Here is a 19,614-nt window from a genome sequence, read left to right as displayed (position 1 = left end):
ATTATGCCGCAATTGTCACCGACGACCTGTTTCAAATGGGCAAACAAGCCGCCGACGCGCTGGCCAGCTCCATGGGGGGCAAGGGTACCGTAGGCTGGATCTATCATGACGCCAGCTATTATGTGACCAACCAGCGCGACAACGCTTTCAAATCCACTATCGAGGCGGATTACCCGGACATCGAAATTGTCGCTGAACAAGGCATCAGTGATCCAGCGCGCGCGGAAGACATTGCCAATGCAATGCTGCTGCGCAACCCTGATTTGGGCGGCATCTATGTGACTTGGGCTGGTCCTGCCGAAGGTGTCCTGGCCGCGCTACGGGCCAATGGCAACAAGACCACCAAAATTGTGACTTTGGATCTGTCCGAGCCGATTGCTCTGGACATGGTGCGGGGTGGCAATGTTGTCGCGATTGTTGCTGATGAAGCCTACGAACTGGGCCGCGCGATGGCCGCTTCTGCTGCCTTGGATCTGCTGAAACAAGATGTGCCTGCATTTGTGGTCGCACCAGCGGTGACCGTGACAGCTGACAATGTCAAAGAAGGTTGGATGCAGTCTCTGCGCATCGAAGCCCCGGCCAGCTTGAGCCAATAAGACCCTGTGACTTTGCGGGTCAGGTTGCCGGACAAAAATAAGGCCTGACCCACAATACAAACCGTTCATGAGTTGCCGTGCGGGCCTTTGATTCCGCACGTGCTGTGACCTGCAGTTACATCCAATTTTTCTGAAACTTGCAGGTTGTTACACAAACCTCTTGGGAGAGAGATCATGACCCATTTTTCAAAAACATTTGGTGCCGCGCTCGCGCTTGGTGCAACACTGGCATATGCGGAACAGCCCGCCACAGTTGGCCCCAACGGCGAAGCACCAACGCCAGTTTCCAATTTGTCACTGAGCGCGGACGAGACCGCAAAAATCGCAGCCGGCAATCATACCGCAGCGCTTGTTTGGCATGAACTATATGACTGGTCCAACTCTGTGGCCCGTGGCGCCAAAGATGAATTTACCCGTCTCGGCATCGAAGTGGTCGCCGAGACAGATGCCAATTTTGACCCCAGCCGACAAAAATCAGACGTTGAGACGGTGATGGCGAAAGAGCCGTCAATCATTGTTTCCTTACCAATTGATCCGCCAACCGCAGCCGGGGTTTACGGCATTGCACGCGACGCGGGCGTCAAGCTGGTGTTTGTCGACAACGCCGTAAACGGGTTCACCCACGGCACGGATTACGTCACCGTTGTATCGGCTGACCTGTTTCAGATCGGGAACAAAGCCGCCGTTGCGCTGGCCGAAGCCATGGGTGGTAAAGGCGAAGTTGGCTACATGTATCATGATGCGGACTTCCCGGTGACCAATCAGCGCGATGGGGCCTTTAAATGGACCATTGAAAATGAATATCCCGATATCAAAATTGTCACCGAAAGCGGCATGACTGACCCCGCAAATGCCGAGGACATTGCCCGTGGTATGTTGATGCGAAATCCTGAGTTGGACGGCATTTACACCCCTTGGGCAGAGCCAGCTCTTGGTGTGCTTTCGGTGCTGCGCCAACAAGGCAACGCCGATGCCAAAGTGGTGACCATTGATCTCAATGAACCAGCTGCTCTGGACATGGTTGGCGGCGGCAACATTGCGGCCATTGTTGCGGATGAAGCCTACAACATCGGGGTCTACGCTGCTCGTGCGGCGGCTGCCAGCCTGCTCGACAAACCGGTTGATCCCTTCCTTGTGGTCGATGCGCTGACCATTGGCCCCGACTCCGTTGCGGATGGCTGGATGAAGTCGCTGCATAGCGAAGCCCCGGCCAGCCTGCGCTGAACCATCTTAGTTGGGGGCAGTGCAGCTGCCCTCAATACCTCTGAACTCTCATATCTGAAAGACTGACATGACCCGCCTCTCATCTCGCCTGCATGGATTGGATTTCCAACAAGCGGTTGTCTATTTTGGCTTCCTCGCAATCTTCTTGTTTTTTGCCATCACCCTGTATGACGATGGTTTTCTCACCCAACGCAATTTGACCAATATCGTGTTGCAGACTGCCCCTGCCACAATCATGGCAATTGGCTTGGTCTTTGCACTGTCCGCTGGGGAAATTGACCTGAGCTTTGGCTCCATTGTGGCTGTGTCCGCCTTGTCCTGCGCTGTGGCGCTGCAAAGCTTCCCTTTGCCGGTCGGCGTCCTTGTTGGCCTGGGTGTCGGCGTCGCCATTGGTGCCTTCAATGGTGTGTTGGTGGCCTATCTGAAGCTGCCGTCATTCCTTGTCACGCTTGCAACCATGGGTCTGTTTGCAGGGATCGCGCGCTCCATGACCAATCTGCGGTCAATTCCGGTGATGAATGAAACGTTCACGGGCATTTTTGGCTCCGGTAAGCTGTTTTCCGTGCCATCTTTGGTGATCTGGACTGTGCTTGGCGTTGCCGCTGGTCATCTGCTGTATCGTCACACTCGATTTGGCGCACATGTGCTGGCTACGGGAGACAATCCGCGTGCGGCACAGGTGTCAGGCATCAAAGTCCCACGCGTCCGCCTCTATGTTTTGATGATCTGTGGCGGTTGCGCCGGTCTGGCTGGCCTCCTTTATGCAGGCCGCTTGCAGGCCGCAAAATACACACTCGGTGAAAGTGATCTGATGACTGTGATTGCAGCGGTGATTGTTGGCGGCACAGCCTTGAATGGTGGCAAGGGATCGGTGATCGGCGCTCTGCTTGGTTCCCTTCTGATGGGGATGCTCAACAACGGTTTGATCCTGATGAACCTCAAAGTGTCAGACCAAATGATCGTGCGCGGTCTCATCATTTTGATCGCAGTGGCAGTCTCACTCCGCGACAGTTCGCGCTAAGAAAGGCGATAGATATGTTTCTCAACACACTGATGCGCCGCAATCCCCGCTTTATTGAGGCCGCCATGGCGCTTCATCAAGCCGGTGAGATTCCTCCAAACTCTTATGTCCTTGACCTCGACACCGTTGAAGAAAACGCGCGCATCTTTAACAACGTTGCAAGGCGTCTGGGCCTCAAAACCTTCGCCATGACCAAACAGGTATCGCGGCACTCTGGGTTTTGCCAGGCGGTGATGCGCGGCGGAATAGAGCGCAATGTTGCGGTTGATATGGACTGTGCTGTCGCCTGTGATCGTGCCGGTTTGAAAACCGGGCATTTGGGACATCTGGTACAGGTGCCTCAGCGTGATGCGGACTTTGCAGCCACTCAAATACAGCCGGATTACTGGACCGTGTTCAGCATGGATAAGGCCCGCGAAGCGGCACAAGCCGCAGCCAAGGTTGGCCGGGTGCAAAACATCCTTGTGCGTATTCAAACCAGTGGCGACACGTTTTATCGGGGCCACGAAGGTGGGTTTGACGCCGAGAAAATCACCCAGATTGCGGATGACATTGACGCATTGGATGGGGCGCGGTTTGCCGGCATCACCACCTTTCCAGCGCTGCTGTTTGATCAAGACAGTGGTCAGGTGACGCCGACACAAAACCTCGCCACGTTGTCCAAAGCTCTGAGAGCGTTATCCAACGCAGGCCGCACAGATATCGAAGTCAATGCACCAGGGACCAATTCGGTCAATCTGCTGCCGGCCTTGGCCAAAGCTGGTGCGACCCAAGTTGAACCGGGCAATGCCCTACATGGCACAACCCCGCTGCACGCGGTGCAAGATTTGCCCGAACTCCCAGCGGTTCTGTATCTTTCTGAAGTGTCCCATCACCATAAGGATGAAGCTTATTGCTTTGGCGGCGGGCTCTATATCGATCCAGTTTTTCCAGAATATGAGGTTCAAGCGTTGGTGTCAGGCACGCCCACATCAGACACCTCAGCCCTGCACCCGGTCGACGTCCCTGAATACAAAGCCATCGATTATTACGGCATGATCGACGCCACAGGACGGCCCCGGCCCAAAACTGGCGATACGGTTATCTTTGGCTTTCGCGGACAAAGTTTTGTCACCCGCGCCAATTGCGTGGGAATTCTCGGCACGGGCACAGACAGCCCCCGCGTCACCACCGTCGAAAACATCTTTGGTCAGCCAATTGAACGCCACAAAGGATCCACATCATGAGCGGCGCAGAAGTTCTTGCCCTTAACAATATCCACAAGGCTTTTGGTGGCGTGGTTGCCATTCAAGACTTTTCCCTCAACCTAAAGGCGGGAGAAGTGGTGGCTTTGGTTGGAGACAACGGCGCCGGTAAATCGACGCTGATCAAAATCATCTCGGGCGTCTATAGCCCAACCTCCGGAGATATTGAGCTCGACGGCGAAAAAGCCGGCTTTCGAGACGCCTCCGCTGCACGCGAAATGGGGATCGAAGTGGTTTACCAGGACCTTGCGCTTGCAGACCAACAGCCGGTCTACATGAACATGTTTTTGGGCCGGGAACTGACCAAAGGCCCCCTCAATCTGCTGGACAAAAAGCGGATGCGGCGCGAAACGCAGGAACTGGTTGATGAGCTGGATGTGCGCATTCCTTCCGCCAGTTCGACAATTAGCAATCTGTCAGGTGGACAGCGCCAGGGCGTCGCCATTGCTCGTGCCACCCATTGGGCGAGCAAGCTTGTGCTACTGGATGAGCCCACCGCAGCCCTTGGTGTCGCGGAGACCGCACGGGTTGAGGCCCTAATTGAGCAACTGAAAGCCAAAGATCTCGCCATTCTGATTATCAGCCACAGTCTCGATCAAGTCTTCCGGCTTTCAGATCGGATTTGCGTGCTGCGTCGCGGTGAACAGATCGGCGTGCGCGAGACTGCAAAAACCGACAAGAACGAAATTGTTTCCATGATCACCGGTGTGGCGTGATGACAAAACACGCAACCGTCATGGCGTCTGAAATCCATGAAATCCCTTCCGTTTTGGAAAGCCAAATTGCCAATGGATTGGAGCAATACATTGCCGCGGGGCGCGCTGCTGCTGCCGGTTCTCCACGTGGCTTTGTCACTTGTGCGCGCGGCACGTCAGATCATGCTGCAACGTTTTTTAAGTATGTGATGGAGCTCAAAACCGGTTTGCCGGTGGCCTCAATTGGCCCTTCTGTGGCGTCTGTTTATGACACGCCGCTCAAGTTGGATGGCTTTGCCTGTCTGACCTTTTCGCAATCCGGGGGCAGTCCGGATTTGGCCGCACTTCAAGCTGCAGCGAAATCAGGCGGGGCCTCCACTTACGCGTTTCTGAACGTGGCAGAGAGCCCTGTTGGTCAGGGAGCTGATTTGGTTTTGCCTCTTCTGGCAGGGCCGGAGCTGGCGGTTGCGGCAACAAAGTCCTACGTGGCGACCCTTTTCGCCATTCTTGGGTTTGCGGCGGGTTTCTGTGAAGACAAAGTGCTGGAAAAAGCGCTGCGTAGTTTTCCGGATCAGGCGCGACTGGCTTTGTCACAAGATTGGACTCAGGCGCAGTTTTCCCTGGCGCGGGCCGCTTCCCTGTTCACGGTTGGGCGAGGGCCGGGCATGGCGGTGGCAGCTGAGGCAGCCCTCAAACTCAAGGAAACATGTCGCATTCATGCCGAGGTCTATTCAGCGGCGGAGGTGTTGCACGGCCCCGTGGTAATCGCGCAACGGCAATTTGCGGCCTTGTTGTTTGATCCCGAAGACCAAGCACGCCAATCGGTTTTGGAGGTCAAAAGCGCTTTGGCCAACAAACAAGCGGATGCCTTTCTCGTCACGTCACAAGCGAATGATCCGCTGTGTTTGTCCGTCCCTGCATCGCAACACCCGCTGTTGCACCCGCTTTTACAGATCATTGGGTTCTATGTGTTTGTCGAAGAGCTTTCCCGTAACCTTGGTGAAAACGCGGACGCGCCAGAAGGTTTGAACAAAGTCACCGTTACGCTTTGACAAAAACTTCCTGTTGTTTGGGCTTTGAACGGTTGGCCCAAACCCTTGCCCCAGCCAGCATTCTGGTTGGGGTTTTTTTAGGCGCAGGTGCCCAATGCTGGCGCCGGCTTGGGCGGGAGCTGGCTTGGGCGGGAGCTGGCTGGGCACCTGCCCCTCCCTCCCTGAAATGTGGGCCGGATTTCACCAGATGTGTCGTTTCCTCTCGTCGGCTCGTGCCGGAAAGCAACATGCGCTCAGCCAAGACCATTTTTTGCCGGGCGATTTGCGGCGCGGATTGATCAACGCACTGCAATTGCAGCCAGCGACGATGGCGCATCATCCATGTTGTGGTGTGATGACACACCCACTCATCGATTTTTGCGTTTGGCTTATTTCTTCCTTGCCCCCCTTAGCCGCGCAGCCTCGGCACGCTGGCCAGCTGCGGCAGCATGTAAAACCCAGCCTTGGGTGCTGTGTTGACATGAATGTCACATCCATACGCCGCACCGAGACGCTCAGCGGTGAGCACAGTCTCCGGCGCGCCCTGAACAACAACGTCCCCGTCGTGCATCAACACCGCGCTGTCAGCAAACATCGCCGTTAGGTTCAGATCATGCAGAACCACCACCACGCCGCCGCCCTGATCCGCGAAACGGCGGGCGATTTGCATGACTCTGAGTTGATGGCAGATATCAAGGCTGGACACAGGCTCATCTAAAAACAGCCAACGGGCCACGCCATCTTTGACCGGATGCCACACTTGGCACAACACACGGGCCAAGTGCACACGCTGCTGCTCGCCACCTGAAAGGGATTGGTAAAACGCCTGATCAAAGCCAGACATACCAACTTGGTTAAGCGCGAGGGTGACAACCTCTGGTGCAATCCCTGCGGCGGCGGCCAGTTGCACAACTTCCCGAACAGTGAAAGGAAAAGCCAGAGGGGTTGATTGGGCCAATACGGCCCGATGCCGGGCCAGCTCTGCCGCGCTCTGCTTCTGAACATTGGCGCTGTTAAGGAAAACGTCGCCTTCGTACCCAATGTCACCTGAGAGAACAGACAGCAGCGTGGATTTGCCTGCGCCGGAGGGCCCAACAATTGCGGTCACTTGACCAGCTTACGCCGCAAACTCCACGTTCTTGAGAAGAGTTCGTCGGCCAACGAACACCGAAATCTGCTTAGCTGTCACTGACATCCATCCACCCTAGAGATCAAGAATGCTGCGTTGTCGCAACAGTATCCAAAGAAAGAACGGCCCGCCAAGTATGGCGGTCAGGATCCCAATCGGAAGCTCTGCGGGGGCAATAATGGTTCGCGCGAGCACATCGGAAAGCACAAGGGCGACGCCGCCAAGCAGAGCCGAATTCATCAGCAGATGTCGTTGATCTGGACCTGCGACAAGGCGCAGGACATGCGGCACTACGATGCCGACAAATCCAATGCCGCCGCTGACCGCCACGGCCGCCCCTGTGGCCGCCGCCACACAGAGAATGGTGGCGCGTTTCACTGTCTGCACGGAAATGCCCATATGCCGCGCCGACGTTTGCAGCAGGCGCACATAGGGGGCTCCGGCGATCCGATAGGCGCCAAGGCGGTTTATCTTCAGTCTGCGCACCATTTGCAAAAACTGATGCGTGTCTGTGATCTTGTCCCATTTTGCACGCAGTTGATCCGCTTTGGCGGGATCGCCTTTGGCCGTTTCTGTTGGCTCCCTTGTGCTCAACGCAAGCGGGACTTCTTGCGGCTCAAGGCGCAGGTCGTGCACCAGATTGGGCCACTCTTCAGCCACAGAAGCTTCTGTCAAAAATATCTTGATAACAGCGTCCCCAGCGGCATCAAACACCTGAATGGATCGGCGCAAACCGCCATTGTGGAGAGGCTTTTCAACGGCAAACGCAAACTGCCAATGACGCGGGAACATGCGCAGATCAATGTCGTTGTTGACCACCAATGCCGCGTGCGGGCCACTGCGGTAATCCTCGTAGATGCCGGTCTTTTCGATCACGCAGCTGTCGTTTCCTGTCAGCGCCATAACCTCGCCAAGGCGCCTCACTGCTGGGATCAACCTGTCCAAGTCCGGAGATAGGCGGGTGACGCCCTTCCCCAAATGTGGGGCTAGCAGCTGCGCTTCTGTGATACCCAGTTTGTTTGCCAGTTCGCGTTCCCGCATCTTGGGATTGTCCAAGCAGGCCTGGCGAATGTCCGCGTTAGAAAGAGATGTATGTGCTGCCATTGCGTCCTCCGAAAGGCCTGGAAGAAGCAGTGGCTGTGCTTTACTGATGTGTGCCTTCCGCACTAAGTGCAAAAAAGTCGCACTGCAAGTGCAGCCACACATTATCTGACAAAAACAATTGGTCTTTTTATCCGACAAACAACGCGTCCAGCTATACTTACTGTCACACCGCGCTCGCCAAGAAGTCATCACCTCAATGATTCTGGCCGGACGACAGGGTGTATTCTCTCCAGTCTTTCGCCCTTGAGCTTTGAGACCTAAGAGCAACCAGGTCCGCCCGCTTGCCCCCTTCATTTGTAAAGGCAGCCGCCTTTGCCAGTGTGTGTTTCTATATTGTCAGCACTTTCGGATTTGCTCAGGCGGACCTGCCATCAACGCCTTTCACTCTGACACCTCCAGCGGCAGAAAATGCACCACAATCGCCTCCTACTCCGCCGGAAACCACTCCCAGGCTCCCAACCAATCTTAGATCCAGACAGCACCTCCATATTGGAGGGTACGGGACTCGAGCCGACGCTGGACGAAGTCCCAAGTGCGTCAGAGGCAAACGCCATGAAAAGGGTCACTGAACTCATTGTATTCCTTAGCCTCGCGCTCAGCATTCATGTCCTCATGGCCATGCGCGTCGCACATGACGGTGGGGATGCCGAGGGAGCGGGCGGTGATGCCTTTGTCTCCATCACTGGCGCACCAGCCTCCATTGAGACCCTGTTGGCAGACTGGACAGCGGCTTCCACACATAAGTCTCATATGATGGAGATGCAGCAACCCGATCAAGATATCAAGGACGCGCTCAACACACCGGCGCCAGACAAAAAGGTTACCGACAATGCCTCCGCTGCTTCCGCCCGCGCGGCTACGCAAAAGGCGGCAGGCGCCGGTCAGAGCAACAAGGTGGGGGTCCAGTGCGCGTGAAGTAGCCGCTTTAGGGCATCACAAACGGTGTATCATCGACAACTGCCACCTGCGCGTCTGTACCAAACACATCCGCCAAAAGCGCCCCAGTGACCATCTCTGCGGGTTTGCCTTCCCGTTCTATACAGCCGTCTTTGAGCACCACCAGATGATCTGCGTATTGCGCCGCAAAATTGATGTCGTGCAGCACAATCACAATGGTTTTGCCCTCTTCATCAGCAAGCCGCCGCAACAGCGCCATCAGTGCGCGAGAGGCGGCGATGTCGAGGTTGTTCAACGGTTCATCGAGCAACAGGTAGTCCGTATCTTGCGCATAGGTCATGGCCACATGCGCCTTATGCCTCTGTCCGCCAGAGAGCGTATCAAGAAACCGATCCGCAAGCGACATAAGGCCAAAGGCCTCTAGCGCGGCAGTCACCATCGCATGATCTTCGGACCGCAACCGGCCCTGACAATGTGGGTACCGGCCAAATTGCACCAATTCCTTCACCGTCAATCGCGTGGCAAAATGCACCTCCTGTGGCAAGATCGCGAGTTTGCGTGACAGCGCCTGCCGGTTGCTCGGAGACACTTCCAAACCCTCAACGGAGATGCGACCGGTTTGCAGCGGCAAAAGCCGTGCAATATGAGAAAACAAGGAAGACTTACCGGCGCCATTTGGGCCAATCAACGCGGTGATGCCCCCCTTGGGCAACGTCACCGAGATGTCTTTCAAAATACAGGTGTTGGCCACCGTGTAGCTCAGATTTTCTACGGTAATCATGTCCATCCTTTCCGCAGCAATAGCGCCAAAAACACAAAGCCGCCCACAAAATCGATCACGACAGCCAGCGGGGTGGACATGCCAAGTCCCCGCTCCAATATTGCTTGCCCTCCGACCAAGACGATGCCGGCAATCACAGCGGAAAGCGGTAGGAGTGTGGCATGGGTTTCATTTGGCGCGACAAGCCGCGCAATCGACACCACCAACAGCCCCAGAAAGGCCACGGGGCCCACAAGCGCGGTGCTGACAGCCACCAACACAGCCACAAGCACCAGGGCTTGTTTTTGCCGCCTGGCCACATGCTCGCCTAAGTTGGTGGCAATCTCAAACCCCAGGCCCAACACATCCAGTTGCCGCCGCATGCGCCAACAAAACACCAGCGTGACACTTGTCAGGACGGTTGCCAGCCCAAGCAAGTTCACATCAATGTAGTTGAACCGCGCGTAAGAGTTCACTTGAATGGTCGCAAACTCACTCGGGTCGATCATCCGGAAGATGAAAGACGTGAGGGACCGAAACAAGATGCCAAAGATAATCCCGGTCAGCACCATGCGCATCAAATCGACGCGATACTGTCCCAACAGAGTGCCAAACAGGATCAGGGCAGCTGCAATCAACAAAGCAAGATTGACAAAAAACACCACTTCGACCGGCAGATGGTTGTACCCCGCCGCACCAAATGTGAAGACCGCCAAGGTCACAATCAGGGTGAACAAGGCATCAAATCCCATGATTGACGGCGTGAGAATGTGGTTGCGAGAGATTGTTTGAAACAGAAGAGTTGCTGTCGAAACGGCAGCTCCTACCAGCAACAGAGCTGCGAGTTTACGGCCACGAAACCACAACACAAAATCCCAGTTACCACGCGCCTCCAACGTCATGAACAACACACAGCAAACCACCAAAAGCAGGCAACAGATCCACAGGGACTTAGCGCGCATGGCTTGGCCTAGCGTACAGCAACCACAGGAAAACAAACGCACCGATCACGCCCAAAACTGTGCCCACAGGGATTTCGTATGGTGCCCGGATCACCCGACCAACGATGTCAGACGCCAGCACCAATGAGGCGCCACATAACGCCGTCAGAGGCAAAGTCGCACGCAGATTATCGCCGAACTGGCGGCTAACAATATTGGGCACTATCAAACCAACAAACGGGATCGCGCCCACAGTGATTACGGTCAACGCGGCTACCACTGAAATTGCCAGCAAGCCAAGGATCAAAACTTGGTCGTAGTTGAGGCCAAGATTGATGCTGGCTTCGCGCCCCAATCCGGCAATGGCAAATTGATCCGCGATCAAATAGGTCAGGAGGGTCATGCCCGCCGCAATCCACAGCAATTCATAACGCCCGCGCATCACCCCGCTGAAGTCTCCGGTCAGCCAGGTGTCGATGAACTGTAACATGTCCCACTGATACGCAAAAAAGGCGACGCCGGCGCCAATGATCCCCCCATAAATCATCGCGACCAAAGGCACCAAAAGAGGCTGTGCCGCCGGCAAACGCCGTACAATCATCAAAAACCCAATGCTCGACGCTAGGGCTGTGGCTGTAGCTATACTCATTTTGGTGAGGATCGAGGCGCTTGGGAACACCACGGCCACGATCAAAATACCCAACGCAGCGCCCTGCCCTGTGCCGGCGGTCATCGGCTCCACAAAGCGGTTGCGCACCAGCATCTGCATGATCATGCCGCAAACTGCCAAAGCTGCCCCGGCAATCACCGCAGCCAATGTTCGCGGCAACCGGCTATCGAGCATAAGTGTAAAAGCTTCTCCACCCTGCCAAATTTCACCGGGGTGTAGATCAATCACCCCAACAAACAAGGAAATGGCGGCCAGAAACAAAGTTCCAACCGCCAACAAAAGTGTTGAGACGCGTCGTTGCATTTAACTTCAGCTCGAAGAGAAAGCGCTCAGGAACGCGTCCAGAGTGCGGGACATGGATTGAATACCACCACCGGCAATGTAGATGTCTGCCGCATTCAGATAGACCACATCGCCTTTTTTCCATGCGGTGGTTTCCGCCACCAATGGGTTGTCCAACGTGGTTGCTGCGCTTTCCCCTGGACGACCAATGGCCGCCAGACGGTCGATCACAATCAGAATGTCAGGGTTGGCTTCTTTGATGAACTCAAAAGAAATGGCTTCGCCATGAGAAGAATGTTCGACACCTTCCACAGCCTCTTCCAAGCCCAACTTGGTGTGCAGCCAGTCAAACCGACCACCTGCACCATATGCGGAGATCTTTGGACCATTGGTCATCACAATTAGGGCTGTGCCTTTTCCATCAAGGGCCGCTTTGGTGTGCGCCAGTTTGTCGGTAAACGCGGCCTTTAACGCATCCGCTTCGGCGCCTTTGCCAAAGATCGTGCCAAAGGCATCGAGACGTTCCAGTCCTTGACCAACTGTGTCTTCCCAAATGGTCATGTCGATGGTTGGCGCCATTTCAGACATCGCTTTCAGCTGCTTGGAAGAACGACCGCCCACAACCACCAAGTCTGGTGCCATTGCATTTACAGCTTCAAAGTCGGGTTCAAACAGGTTGCCGACCGTGGCAACCCCTTTGGTCGCGTGATCCAAATAGTCGACATAGATATTTTCTGGCACACCGGACAGCGACACGCCAAGCGCTGTCAGGGTATCGAGTGCGGCAATGTCAAATACAGCCACTTTGGCCGGATTTTCCGCCACATCCACTTTACCCGCATAGGTGTTAACTTCAGCAGCATGAAGAGAGGTTACGCTCAGAGCCAGCGCGCAAAACAAACGCTTAAACAAAGGAATTCTCCTGTTCGCGGCGTTTGGCTTATGATCTGGCTGAACGCGATTGCTGCTTGATTATCGCGAGAAAATGAGAGAGTCCAGAGTAATAGATTATTTTACTCAGGAAGCTTATCAATGCTGCAAGCCACTGGCACTTTTTCCACCCCAAGCGCTTCAAAATACCTCGTACAGATGTGCAAACATTTCGCTCATAAAATCGAGGTCACTTACAATGACACAAGCGGGAGCTGTGCCTTTCCTATGGGGACGGTCTCGATGCAAGCGGATGCGGAAACACTAGAAGTAAAAATAGAGGTTTCTGACGCCGAAGCTCTGCAACAGGTAAAACACGTGATCGATGTGCACCTGGAACGGTTTGCTTTCCGTGAGGACTTCAAAAACATGCTGTGGAGTGCTTGAGACAACGGTTGTCTCTGAATGATCCGACTACCAATGTGATGTAATGAGTGAGAAAATGTTGCCCTAAAATTGTCTGGCATCAGCGACGGGATACGCAAGCTCGGCCGCACCAACGCGCCAAACACTTGCTCTCTGGCAGGTTGACTGCGGGAAGTGTGTGGCGGCGGCGTTCAGGTTGGAAAGCACGACGACGGCTGCGTCGCAAGCCACAACAAAGGCACCTGTTCCAATCGCCTAACGATCAAACGCACCGACCTGGAAGATCACGCCATTACCGAAGGCATGTTTCACAAGAGCATGAAGGCGAAGAAGAACAGCCTGGAGGGTCGCAAGGAGCAGCCAGAAGCTGAACTATTCAGTGCTGACACGGCTACTCCGATCTTGCCGCATCCCAATCCATCCGAGGTGTGCCCAACAAAGTGGCCAACCTTACCGAGGCACTGATTGATCCTGACACCAAAGCTGAAGTCACGACTAATATCCGCTCATTACATAAGCGCATTCGCCTCGTGCCCGACGATATTGGAGGCTTGGACATCAAGTTGGTTGGTGAGTTGGTGAGGCTGCTCTCGTTGGGGCTTCTCGGGACGCAGAAAGCCAACCGGAGGTGGCTAGTTGTTCTGTAACGCTTGTAGCGGGAACTCGCTACGGCCGATAGCGAACAGCACTCAAATGCAATCGCCAGCGTGTGCATGCACAATTGCTTCTTATGTGCTTGGCTACAAACAAACATGCGCCAACATAATCCGGAAGCGCCCCAACAAAGAACTATCCTTAGATTGGGGCGCAGGACGCGCACAATCGCCTCACGAAACCTGTAGCACCAGTTTGCCCCTGACGCGCCCGGTTTCCAGCTTTTTATGGGCTAGAACGACGTCATCCAAATCATAGGCCTCTGTAGGGGGCAGCTTCAAATCGCCAATGCTTACAACATCAATTAGGTGTTGGATTTCCTCGCCAAAATTCAAATCATTCATGAAAGCAAGTACCTTGGTGACACCGCGTTCTTTTGCTTCTGCAATTGATGCTTCAACATCACCGTCATCAGTCAAGGTTGCCACGCTAACAATCCGTCCGCCTTTTACTAGCAGCGCAACGGGGTCTTCCAAGGAGCCGGCGCCAATCAAATCAACAACCAGATCAATTCCGTTAGAGGACCATTTAAAGAGTTCCTCCCGAATATTTTGAGTTTTATAATCGATCAACAGGTCTGCCCCTTAGGATCGGACATATTCTGAATTGGCGCTACTACAGGTGGCCGCAACTTCGGCACCAGCCCATTTTGCCAATTGGACAGCAAAACTTCCAACGCCACCCGACGCACCGTTAATCAGTACTTTTGCACGCTGCCCCTTTTCAAGAGCGCCCTTTTCGGAAGCGAATAATGCTTGCCAGGCAGAAATGCCTGCGGTCGGCAAAGACGCTGCTAAATCCAAGGAAATGTGATCCGGGACTACGGCGACGCGCTGTTCATTGACGACAAGATATTGCGCGTAGGAACCCGGTTTGGCGTTGGAGAAAAGGTTGGTTCCGGAAACAACCCTGTCCCCTTTTGAGACCTTTGTCACACGTTCACCAGTTTTAACCACTGTTCCAGCGGCATCGAGACCGACAGTAAGAGGAAGTTCAAGGCCAAAGGGAGCGACGTTGAGATGACCTGCGCGGATTTTCCAATCCGCCGGATTTACGCCAGCAAAAGCAACTTTGATCAATACGTCGTCAGCGTGGAGGTCTGGAACTGCGATTTGTTCGATTTCCAAACTCTCGGCATCTCCCTACCGCTTGATAACGGCGGCAGTCATGGTGTTGTTCATATTTCTTCTCCGATGAGCAATCTCAGGGACCTAGAAGGGAGGTTCGCTCCCGACTGCTTAAAGAAACAGGGAGCTTTACAGCGACGTTATCGCCAATTCTTCCAGTTTTTCTTTTGCTGCTTGTTTTGATCGGGCGGCAATTTCATCGCCCATATTCAAACCATGGGCGGGCACAATTGTGACGTCTTCGATGCCGATGAATTTGAAAATATGCTCTAGATATGGAGATTGGAAATCCTTGTGTTTTTCCGATTCAAGCGTGAAATCCCCGCCAGCACAGCTAATAATTACGGCTTTTTTGTTTTTCAAAAAGCCTTCGTAACCGTTTGGACCGTACTGGAAAGTCAATCCCCAGCGGCAAATCTGATCGATGTAGGCCTTTAGCAACGTGGTTGTGCTGAAATTATGCATCGGTGAAGCAACCACGACGATATCTGCCGCCTTTAACTCATTGATGTAGACAAGTGACGGGGCGACGATCTGCAGCTGGTTTTCGTCCAGCTCTCCATCAGGTGTGTAAAATGCGCGAAGGATCTCCGTGTCATATAGAGGTGGCGGCATTTTCGTTAAGTCGCGGACCGTAAACTCATATTGCTCATTTTTCGCAGCGAGTTGCGCTTCCAGGAAATCTGCAATTGCATTGGAAACCGAGCCATCCGCAGCTGGGCTGGATTTGATGATCAAGACTCTCTTGGTTTGAGTGGTCATATGTTTGGTCCTTGTGGGATATCAGTTTTTACAGCCAAGCCGATGCGGCTGGTTCAGCCGCCGATCACAGCAGCTTGGTCCTTAGCCGTTTCATGTTTTCCGTCTTGTCTATTGGCAATGACGCGAGCACTCGCGCCGGGACAGATTTGCCCCGGCCAAGCAGATCAAGAGGGATCAAACACGGGTCAGCCAATCTGTCAGGGCCTCGCCAATTTCGTTGGGATAATCTTCTTGAACAAAATGTCCCCCCGACCCGAGAAACACTGTTTCAAGGTTCTTCAGGGTTTTCTGCAAGTGTTTCGCCTGCGCCATCGGGATGATTGCGCCAGGGTCAACGTGCAAAAGCAACTTAGGCAGCTCGCTTTCCAGTAGCCATTTGTTGTTTGCAGAAGCGACCTCGTGCACATCGGCCGGCTCCCCGGCGACAGGTATCTCACGCGCCCAATCCAGTAAAATTTTGCGGCTTTCTGCCGTCGGGAAATAGCGGTTGTACTCCGCCATGACGTCGTCAGGTAGCGGGCCGCGGGCTCCACCATGGCGCATGAACTGATCCAGGAGAATATTCTGGTTCATGATCATTTCTTCGCCGACACCGGGGGTTTTCACGTTGCGAACAAAGTCTGCGAACGGCCCCAGGGATTCATAGCTTTCGTATGGGATAAAGGGCGGGGTCATCGCCTCCATGAAGGCAATCGCCGAAACCCGGTCTGGGCGGGTGCGGGCATAGTGCCAGCCAAGTCCAGACCCCCAATCGTGAATAACCAGCACGGCGTCTTTCAGATCAAGCGCGTCTAGAAATGCAAACAAGTATTCCGCGGATTCTGCGTAGGTGTTTTCCAGAGCCGGTTTGTCGCTGTCGCCCATTCCGATCAGATCTGGCGCAATGGCGCGGTGGTTGCCTGCCACATGGGGAATGATGTTGCGCCACAGGTAGGCCGATGCAGGATTGCCATGCAGAAACACCACAGGGCGTCCCTCTCCAACATCGTAGTAGGCCATTTTTTGACCAAGAACGGACATGTAAGACTTTTCCAGCGCCACTGATGTCTGTGCAAATGCTGGGACATTCAACACGGTCAAAGCTGCGGCTGCGATGCCTGATTTTAGGGCGGATCTGCGGTTCATGGGATTTCCTTGCGGTTACGTCACGAAAGAAATACGTTCCCTGTGATGAACTTAAAATTGCTTGAATTGGCACATCGCGTTGCACCAATGAAACACCAAGGATTGATAAATGCACTCTGCCGATTGGGAAATGATCCCGTTTTTCTTGGCCGTGGCCCGTGCAGGTAGCCTACGGGCTGGGGCGCAATTGCTCGGGGCAAACCATGTCACCGTGAACCGCAATATCAAGATTTTGGAAGCCAGCTACGGGGTTCAACTCTTCTCCCGTTCCCGTCGGGGGTTTGAATTAACGACAGCGGGCGAGGCGCTTTTGCCTATGGCCGAAGAAGCGGAACAATCAATGCTGAGCGCCCGGCGCAGGGTGGAAGGGCTGGACCGGACCGAAACCGGCACAATCAGGTTCTCATTGCCGCCGATGATGGCCTTTGATGTTGTCTCGCCAATACTGGCGCGTTTCCATAGCGCCTACCCGGGCATCAATATCGAACTGCGGCTCACCGACGTGCAAGAAGATATCAATCGCGCGGAAACCGATGTGTCGCTCAGGGTGGCCTATGAAGTTTCTGACGACGTCACGGCGCGCAAGCTTTTTCCCATGGCCATTGGAACCTATGCCAGCCAGCACTATGTCGATGAAATCATGCCTAAGGCCGGGCCGAATGGCGCGGGGCTGAACTGGATTGGCTGGACCGGGCCACGGGAAAATCCCGCATGGCTCGCGCAATCGCCGTTCCCAGCCGCAACCGAGCGTTACGCCTGTGCAGAAGGTTACATGCACATCAGCCTGATGCGACAGGGATGCGGCCTGTCCTATCTGCCGGTGATCTACGAATCTTTCTTTCCGGATCTCTGTCGGGTACCCGGCACGTCAATCGACTTAGACCGCACCATCTGGATCTTGCTACACACGGACCAGCGCCGAACCGTCCGGGTACGCCGGTTTGTGGACTTCCTGTCGAAAGAACTGCGAGAGCTGCAGCCGCAATTGCAGGGTGCGCTTTATCGAAAATGATACGATCCAGATGTGGTGCGTGCGCATTTGTTAACGGCACCTGTGCGATATTGCGCCCCCTGCGGCTTACGACACGTATAGCCCCATTTTCGATTTTGGTGGCGTTTCAAGCTGATCCCGTTGGCTGATGCATCTGGCGCCACTCAATTTTGCAAATGTCGCTACCTTCACAATATCGCCTTTTCTGCTAACTGCCGCGCACCCCAAAATCCGGTCCTGTCTGTTGTCAGAGTTTTTGGAAGCAACGCTGCCTATGTTATGAAGGAATGGGGCTTGTCAGATTATGTATATCCGCAGCGGTTCAAGTCTCTCCCCGTTGAGTATTCTCAAAACAATGTCGCCACTGGGTGTCACCCAAGAATGTCCATGAAGTTGGAAGCTTTGGCCTGCGCCTCACCAAAAGCGGGTCTCGATCCAGGCTTTTGAATCCGACAAGTCAATATGCTGATATGCGGCAATGGGCTCTGCATAGCACCCAATATCAGAAAGTCGCTGAACCCTATTGGCATTGAAGATATTTCTGACAGTGACAGCTTCGCGCCCTAATACGCCGGTCCAAACTTGCCAAAGCCGACCAAAAACCGAGCCAAACGCCGCGACGAGAACCGCTAACAACCCAAAATCGCCCGTCCAACAGAAGACCAAAAGGGCGCAGGTACTTTTCCAACAATTCTCAATGCGCGCCCTGAAGACCAAACGAGATTCTTCCGGTATCTCTAAAGTTTTCCATACGATCAAATGCTCCCAATTGGTTACCACGGGTCAACGTCGCATAGCGGGCAAATTAGCTCAGCTTCGCTTGATCACCAGGACGGCTCTGGCTATTGAAATCCACAACAGAGCCACCTCATGGTATTTCCACACAACAATGTGACTTCTGAGCCAACAAATTACGCCTTAAGTTTCAACTCAGAATTCTTTCGAGGGACATTTGATATGCTGACCCGCCGACACTTCCTGATCACGTCTGCCGCTTTGTTCTCGGCACCTCTTGCAAAACCTGCCGGAGCTGCGCCAGTTTCTGACCGGTCGAAATGGACCAGTTGGGACCGTCAAGTGACCCCAGCGAACTATGACCCGGCCACCTCCAACCCTTGGGGGCTGCACGCCAGATTTCTTCCACAATCAGTTCAAGCAAACGATGGCCTGACCGCTGGTGACATCCACGTCGACGCCGTGGCCCGCTATTTATACCACATCCAAAGCGACGGAACCGCGATGCGGTACGGCGTGGCCATTGCCAAAGGCAATCTTTACGAGCCTGGCACCTATGCCATCCGCCGAAAGACCAAGTGGCCAACCTGGACGCCAACAGCCCAAATGATCAAGCGCGAGCCGAGCGTGTATAAACAACACGAAAACGGTATGAACGGCGGGCCATCTAACCCATTGGGCTCCCGCGCCTTCTATCTATATGTCCGGAACCGCGACACATATCTGAGAATTCACGGCTCGCCTTCGCCTAGGTCCATCGGGGGGCGGGCAAGCTCGGGATGTGTGCGGATGGTCATGCCTCACATCAACGATCTGTACGAAAACGTTGCAACTGGATCGACGGCCCATTTGCACCCGCCTGAAGACTCAATCACATCACGCGCATAAGTGCAAAGGGTGACGCGCCTATTCCGGAGGCCGAGAGCACAGCGGGTTCCCCGCGTGCGCCCGCAGAGGCAAGTAGGTTGTTTCAACAGGCCCCACGTGACGATATTCATAACACCCGTCCTCAGGGTTGATCCGGACCGTGCTGAGGTCTTGGTGCGGCGCAGCCAGCGCAACCAGATTGTCGGAGAGATTTGTAAGATGGCCTTCCGAATTTGTTCCGCCACCCAAATCCGTACAGCCTGCAAGCAAGATGGCGGTACAGGCCACTCCCCAAAAACCTTTTGTCATTCTTCGCTCCCAAAATGCTTTGTTATGTGTGGCCCTAGGTAACCTGAGGCACCATACAAAATATCGTGACAGTGCCTTCAGTCCCACTTCTACACGATCCTTGTTGAGTCAGCGAACGGTAAACTTGATCATTCTGTTTGCCGTGCTGTGTCGC

The 19,614-nt window shown here is 54.4% G+C and carries 21 protein-coding genes; 10 read left to right on the top strand and 11 right to left on the bottom strand.

All coding sequences use genetic code 11. The features are described from left to right. The 6 genes from QZ517_RS15045 to QZ517_RS15020 form a co-directional block, all read left to right on the top strand. A partial coding sequence (locus tag QZ517_RS15045; protein ID WP_294228296.1) for a substrate-binding domain-containing protein occupies positions 1-596 on the top strand: 596 nt, incomplete at its 5' end. 174 nt (positions 597-770) lie between these two features. After that, positions 771-1,820, top strand: a complete 1,050-nt coding sequence (locus tag QZ517_RS15040) for a substrate-binding domain-containing protein (protein WP_294228294.1) — start codon at positions 771-773, stop codon at positions 1,818-1,820. Between the two features lie 67 nt (positions 1,821-1,887). After that, the gene (locus QZ517_RS15035; protein ID WP_294228292.1) at positions 1,888-2,841 is read left to right on the top strand and encodes an ABC transporter permease; all 954 of its coding nucleotides are present in this window, start codon (positions 1,888-1,890) and stop codon (positions 2,839-2,841) included. Between the two features lie 14 nt (positions 2,842-2,855). Continuing rightward, complete coding sequence (locus tag QZ517_RS15030; protein WP_294228291.1) at positions 2,856-4,067, top strand: alanine racemase; 1,212 nt, start codon at positions 2,856-2,858, stop codon at positions 4,065-4,067. Then, on the top strand, positions 4,064-4,801 hold the full coding sequence (locus tag QZ517_RS15025) for an ATP-binding cassette domain-containing protein (protein WP_294228290.1): 738 nt from the start codon (positions 4,064-4,066) through the stop codon (positions 4,799-4,801). Before QZ517_RS15030 ends, QZ517_RS15025 begins: the two co-directional genes overlap by 4 nt. After that, positions 4,801-5,832, top strand: a complete 1,032-nt coding sequence (locus QZ517_RS15020; protein ID WP_294228288.1) for an SIS domain-containing protein — start codon at positions 4,801-4,803, stop codon at positions 5,830-5,832. The genes QZ517_RS15025 and QZ517_RS15020 overlap by 1 nt, the downstream gene beginning before the upstream one ends. 388 nt (positions 5,833-6,220) lie before the next feature. On the opposite strand, the gene QZ517_RS15015 is transcribed toward QZ517_RS15020, so the two are convergent. Continuing rightward, positions 6,221-6,919, bottom strand: a complete 699-nt coding sequence (locus tag QZ517_RS15015; protein WP_366766211.1) for a heme ABC transporter ATP-binding protein — start codon at positions 6,917-6,919, stop codon at positions 6,221-6,223. Between the two features lie 96 nt (positions 6,920-7,015). Continuing rightward, positions 7,016-8,044: an iron chelate uptake ABC transporter family permease subunit gene (locus QZ517_RS15010; RefSeq protein WP_294228286.1), complete on the bottom strand. Its 1,029-nt coding sequence runs from the start codon at positions 8,042-8,044 to the stop codon at positions 7,016-7,018. Positions 8,045-8,596: 552 nt separating this feature from the next. On the opposite strand from QZ517_RS15010, the gene QZ517_RS15005 reads away from it, so the two are divergent. Then, complete coding sequence (locus QZ517_RS15005) at positions 8,597-8,959, top strand: hypothetical protein (protein WP_294228284.1); 363 nt, start codon at positions 8,597-8,599, stop codon at positions 8,957-8,959. Positions 8,960-8,969: 10 nt separating this feature from the next. Here QZ517_RS15005 and QZ517_RS15000 read toward each other — a convergent pair whose 3' ends face one another. The 4 genes from QZ517_RS15000 to QZ517_RS14985 are packed head-to-tail and all read right to left on the bottom strand — an operon-like array spanning position 8,970 to position 12,506. After that, positions 8,970-9,722 carry an ATP-binding cassette domain-containing protein gene (locus tag QZ517_RS15000; RefSeq protein ID WP_294228282.1) on the bottom strand — a complete coding sequence of 251 codons (753 nt, stop codon included), beginning with the start codon at positions 9,720-9,722 and terminating at the stop codon, positions 8,970-8,972. After that, on the bottom strand, positions 9,719-10,663 hold the full coding sequence (locus QZ517_RS14995) for an iron chelate uptake ABC transporter family permease subunit (RefSeq protein ID WP_294228280.1): 945 nt from the start codon (positions 10,661-10,663) through the stop codon (positions 9,719-9,721). The genes QZ517_RS15000 and QZ517_RS14995 overlap by 4 nt, the downstream gene beginning before the upstream one ends. After that, positions 10,653-11,615: an iron chelate uptake ABC transporter family permease subunit gene (locus QZ517_RS14990; RefSeq protein WP_294228278.1), complete on the bottom strand. Its 963-nt coding sequence runs from the start codon at positions 11,613-11,615 to the stop codon at positions 10,653-10,655. Before QZ517_RS14990 ends, QZ517_RS14995 begins: the two co-directional genes overlap by 11 nt. Positions 11,616-11,621: 6 nt before the next feature. Continuing rightward, complete coding sequence (locus QZ517_RS14985; RefSeq protein ID WP_294228276.1) at positions 11,622-12,506, bottom strand: siderophore ABC transporter substrate-binding protein; 885 nt, start codon at positions 12,504-12,506, stop codon at positions 11,622-11,624. 120 nt (positions 12,507-12,626) lie between these two features. Here QZ517_RS14985 and QZ517_RS14980 point away from each other — a divergent pair, with 120 nt between their 5' ends. Then, positions 12,627-12,911: a DUF2218 domain-containing protein gene (locus QZ517_RS14980; RefSeq protein ID WP_294228274.1), complete on the top strand. Its 285-nt coding sequence runs from the start codon at positions 12,627-12,629 to the stop codon at positions 12,909-12,911. Positions 12,912-13,717: 806 nt separating this feature from the next. On the opposite strand, the gene QZ517_RS14975 is transcribed toward QZ517_RS14980, so the two are convergent. The 4 genes from QZ517_RS14975 to QZ517_RS14960 form a co-directional block, all read right to left on the bottom strand. After that, entirely contained in the window at positions 13,718-14,116 is a 399-nt protein-coding gene (locus QZ517_RS14975) for a zinc-binding dehydrogenase (protein ID WP_294228272.1), read from the bottom strand. Between the two features lie 12 nt (positions 14,117-14,128). Further along, complete coding sequence (locus QZ517_RS14970) at positions 14,129-14,671, bottom strand: NADP-dependent oxidoreductase (RefSeq protein ID WP_294228270.1); 543 nt, start codon at positions 14,669-14,671, stop codon at positions 14,129-14,131. Positions 14,672-14,800: 129 nt separating this feature from the next. Further along, positions 14,801-15,433, bottom strand: a complete 633-nt coding sequence (locus QZ517_RS14965; protein WP_294228268.1) for an NAD(P)H-dependent oxidoreductase — start codon at positions 15,431-15,433, stop codon at positions 14,801-14,803. Between the two features lie 174 nt (positions 15,434-15,607). Next, positions 15,608-16,558, bottom strand: coding sequence for a haloalkane dehalogenase (locus QZ517_RS14960; protein WP_294228266.1), 951 nt, complete (start codon positions 16,556-16,558; stop codon positions 15,608-15,610). A 109-nt stretch (positions 16,559-16,667) separates the two neighbouring features. Here QZ517_RS14960 and QZ517_RS14955 point away from each other — a divergent pair, with 109 nt between their 5' ends. Both QZ517_RS14955 and QZ517_RS14950 read left to right on the top strand, forming a co-directional pair. After that, the gene (locus QZ517_RS14955) at positions 16,668-17,570 is read left to right on the top strand and encodes a LysR family transcriptional regulator (RefSeq protein ID WP_294228264.1); all 903 of its coding nucleotides are present in this window, start codon (positions 16,668-16,670) and stop codon (positions 17,568-17,570) included. A gap of 936 nt (positions 17,571-18,506) precedes the next feature. Further along, positions 18,507-19,172 carry a L,D-transpeptidase gene (locus tag QZ517_RS14950; protein ID WP_294228262.1) on the top strand — a complete coding sequence of 222 codons (666 nt, stop codon included), beginning with the start codon at positions 18,507-18,509 and terminating at the stop codon, positions 19,170-19,172. Between the two features lie 18 nt (positions 19,173-19,190). Here QZ517_RS14950 and QZ517_RS14945 read toward each other — a convergent pair whose 3' ends face one another. Beyond that, entirely contained in the window at positions 19,191-19,460 is a 270-nt protein-coding gene (locus QZ517_RS14945; RefSeq protein ID WP_294228260.1) for a hypothetical protein, read from the bottom strand. Positions 19,461-19,614: the final 154 nt, after the last annotated feature.

It is taken from the genome of uncultured Shimia sp., assembly GCF_913054185.1.
Classification (GTDB): Bacteria; Pseudomonadota; Alphaproteobacteria; order Rhodobacterales; family Rhodobacteraceae; genus Shimia.
The sequence above is the reverse complement of the archived record's forward strand: the minus strand, read 5'-3'. Positions and strand labels throughout refer to the sequence as shown.

Bases quoted from the DNA above. Each gene is read 5' to 3' on its own strand.
- QZ517_RS15040 (WP_294228294.1), top strand. From the start codon at position 771: ATGACCCATTTTTCAAAAACATTTGGTGCCGCGCTCGCGCTTGGTGCA.
- QZ517_RS15035 (WP_294228292.1), top strand. From the start codon at position 1,888: ATGACCCGCCTCTCATCTCGCCTGCATGGATTGGATTTCCAACAAGCG.
- QZ517_RS15030 (WP_294228291.1), top strand. From the start codon at position 2,856: ATGTTTCTCAACACACTGATGCGCCGCAATCCCCGCTTTATTGAGGCC.
- QZ517_RS15025 (WP_294228290.1), top strand. From the start codon at position 4,064: ATGAGCGGCGCAGAAGTTCTTGCCCTTAACAATATCCACAAGGCTTTT.
- QZ517_RS15020 (WP_294228288.1), top strand. From the start codon at position 4,801: ATGACAAAACACGCAACCGTCATGGCGTCTGAAATCCATGAAATCCCT.
- QZ517_RS15010 (WP_294228286.1), bottom strand. From the start codon at position 8,044: ATGGCAGCACATACATCTCTTTCTAACGCGGACATTCGCCAGGCCTGC.
- QZ517_RS15005 (WP_294228284.1), top strand. From the start codon at position 8,597: ATGAAAAGGGTCACTGAACTCATTGTATTCCTTAGCCTCGCGCTCAGC.
- QZ517_RS15000 (WP_294228282.1), bottom strand. From the start codon at position 9,722: ATGATTACCGTAGAAAATCTGAGCTACACGGTGGCCAACACCTGTATT.
- QZ517_RS14995 (WP_294228280.1), bottom strand. From the start codon at position 10,663: ATGCGCGCTAAGTCCCTGTGGATCTGTTGCCTGCTTTTGGTGGTTTGC.
- QZ517_RS14990 (WP_294228278.1), bottom strand. From the start codon at position 11,615: ATGCAACGACGCGTCTCAACACTTTTGTTGGCGGTTGGAACTTTGTTT.
- QZ517_RS14980 (WP_294228274.1), top strand. From the start codon at position 12,627: ATGCTGCAAGCCACTGGCACTTTTTCCACCCCAAGCGCTTCAAAATAC.
- QZ517_RS14965 (WP_294228268.1), bottom strand. From the start codon at position 15,433: ATGACCACTCAAACCAAGAGAGTCTTGATCATCAAATCCAGCCCAGCT.
- QZ517_RS14960 (WP_294228266.1), bottom strand. From the start codon at position 16,558: ATGAACCGCAGATCCGCCCTAAAATCAGGCATCGCAGCCGCAGCTTTG.
- QZ517_RS14955 (WP_294228264.1), top strand. From the start codon at position 16,668: ATGCACTCTGCCGATTGGGAAATGATCCCGTTTTTCTTGGCCGTGGCC.
- QZ517_RS14950 (WP_294228262.1), top strand. From the start codon at position 18,507: ATGCTGACCCGCCGACACTTCCTGATCACGTCTGCCGCTTTGTTCTCG.
- QZ517_RS14945 (WP_294228260.1), bottom strand. From the start codon at position 19,460: ATGACAAAAGGTTTTTGGGGAGTGGCCTGTACCGCCATCTTGCTTGCA.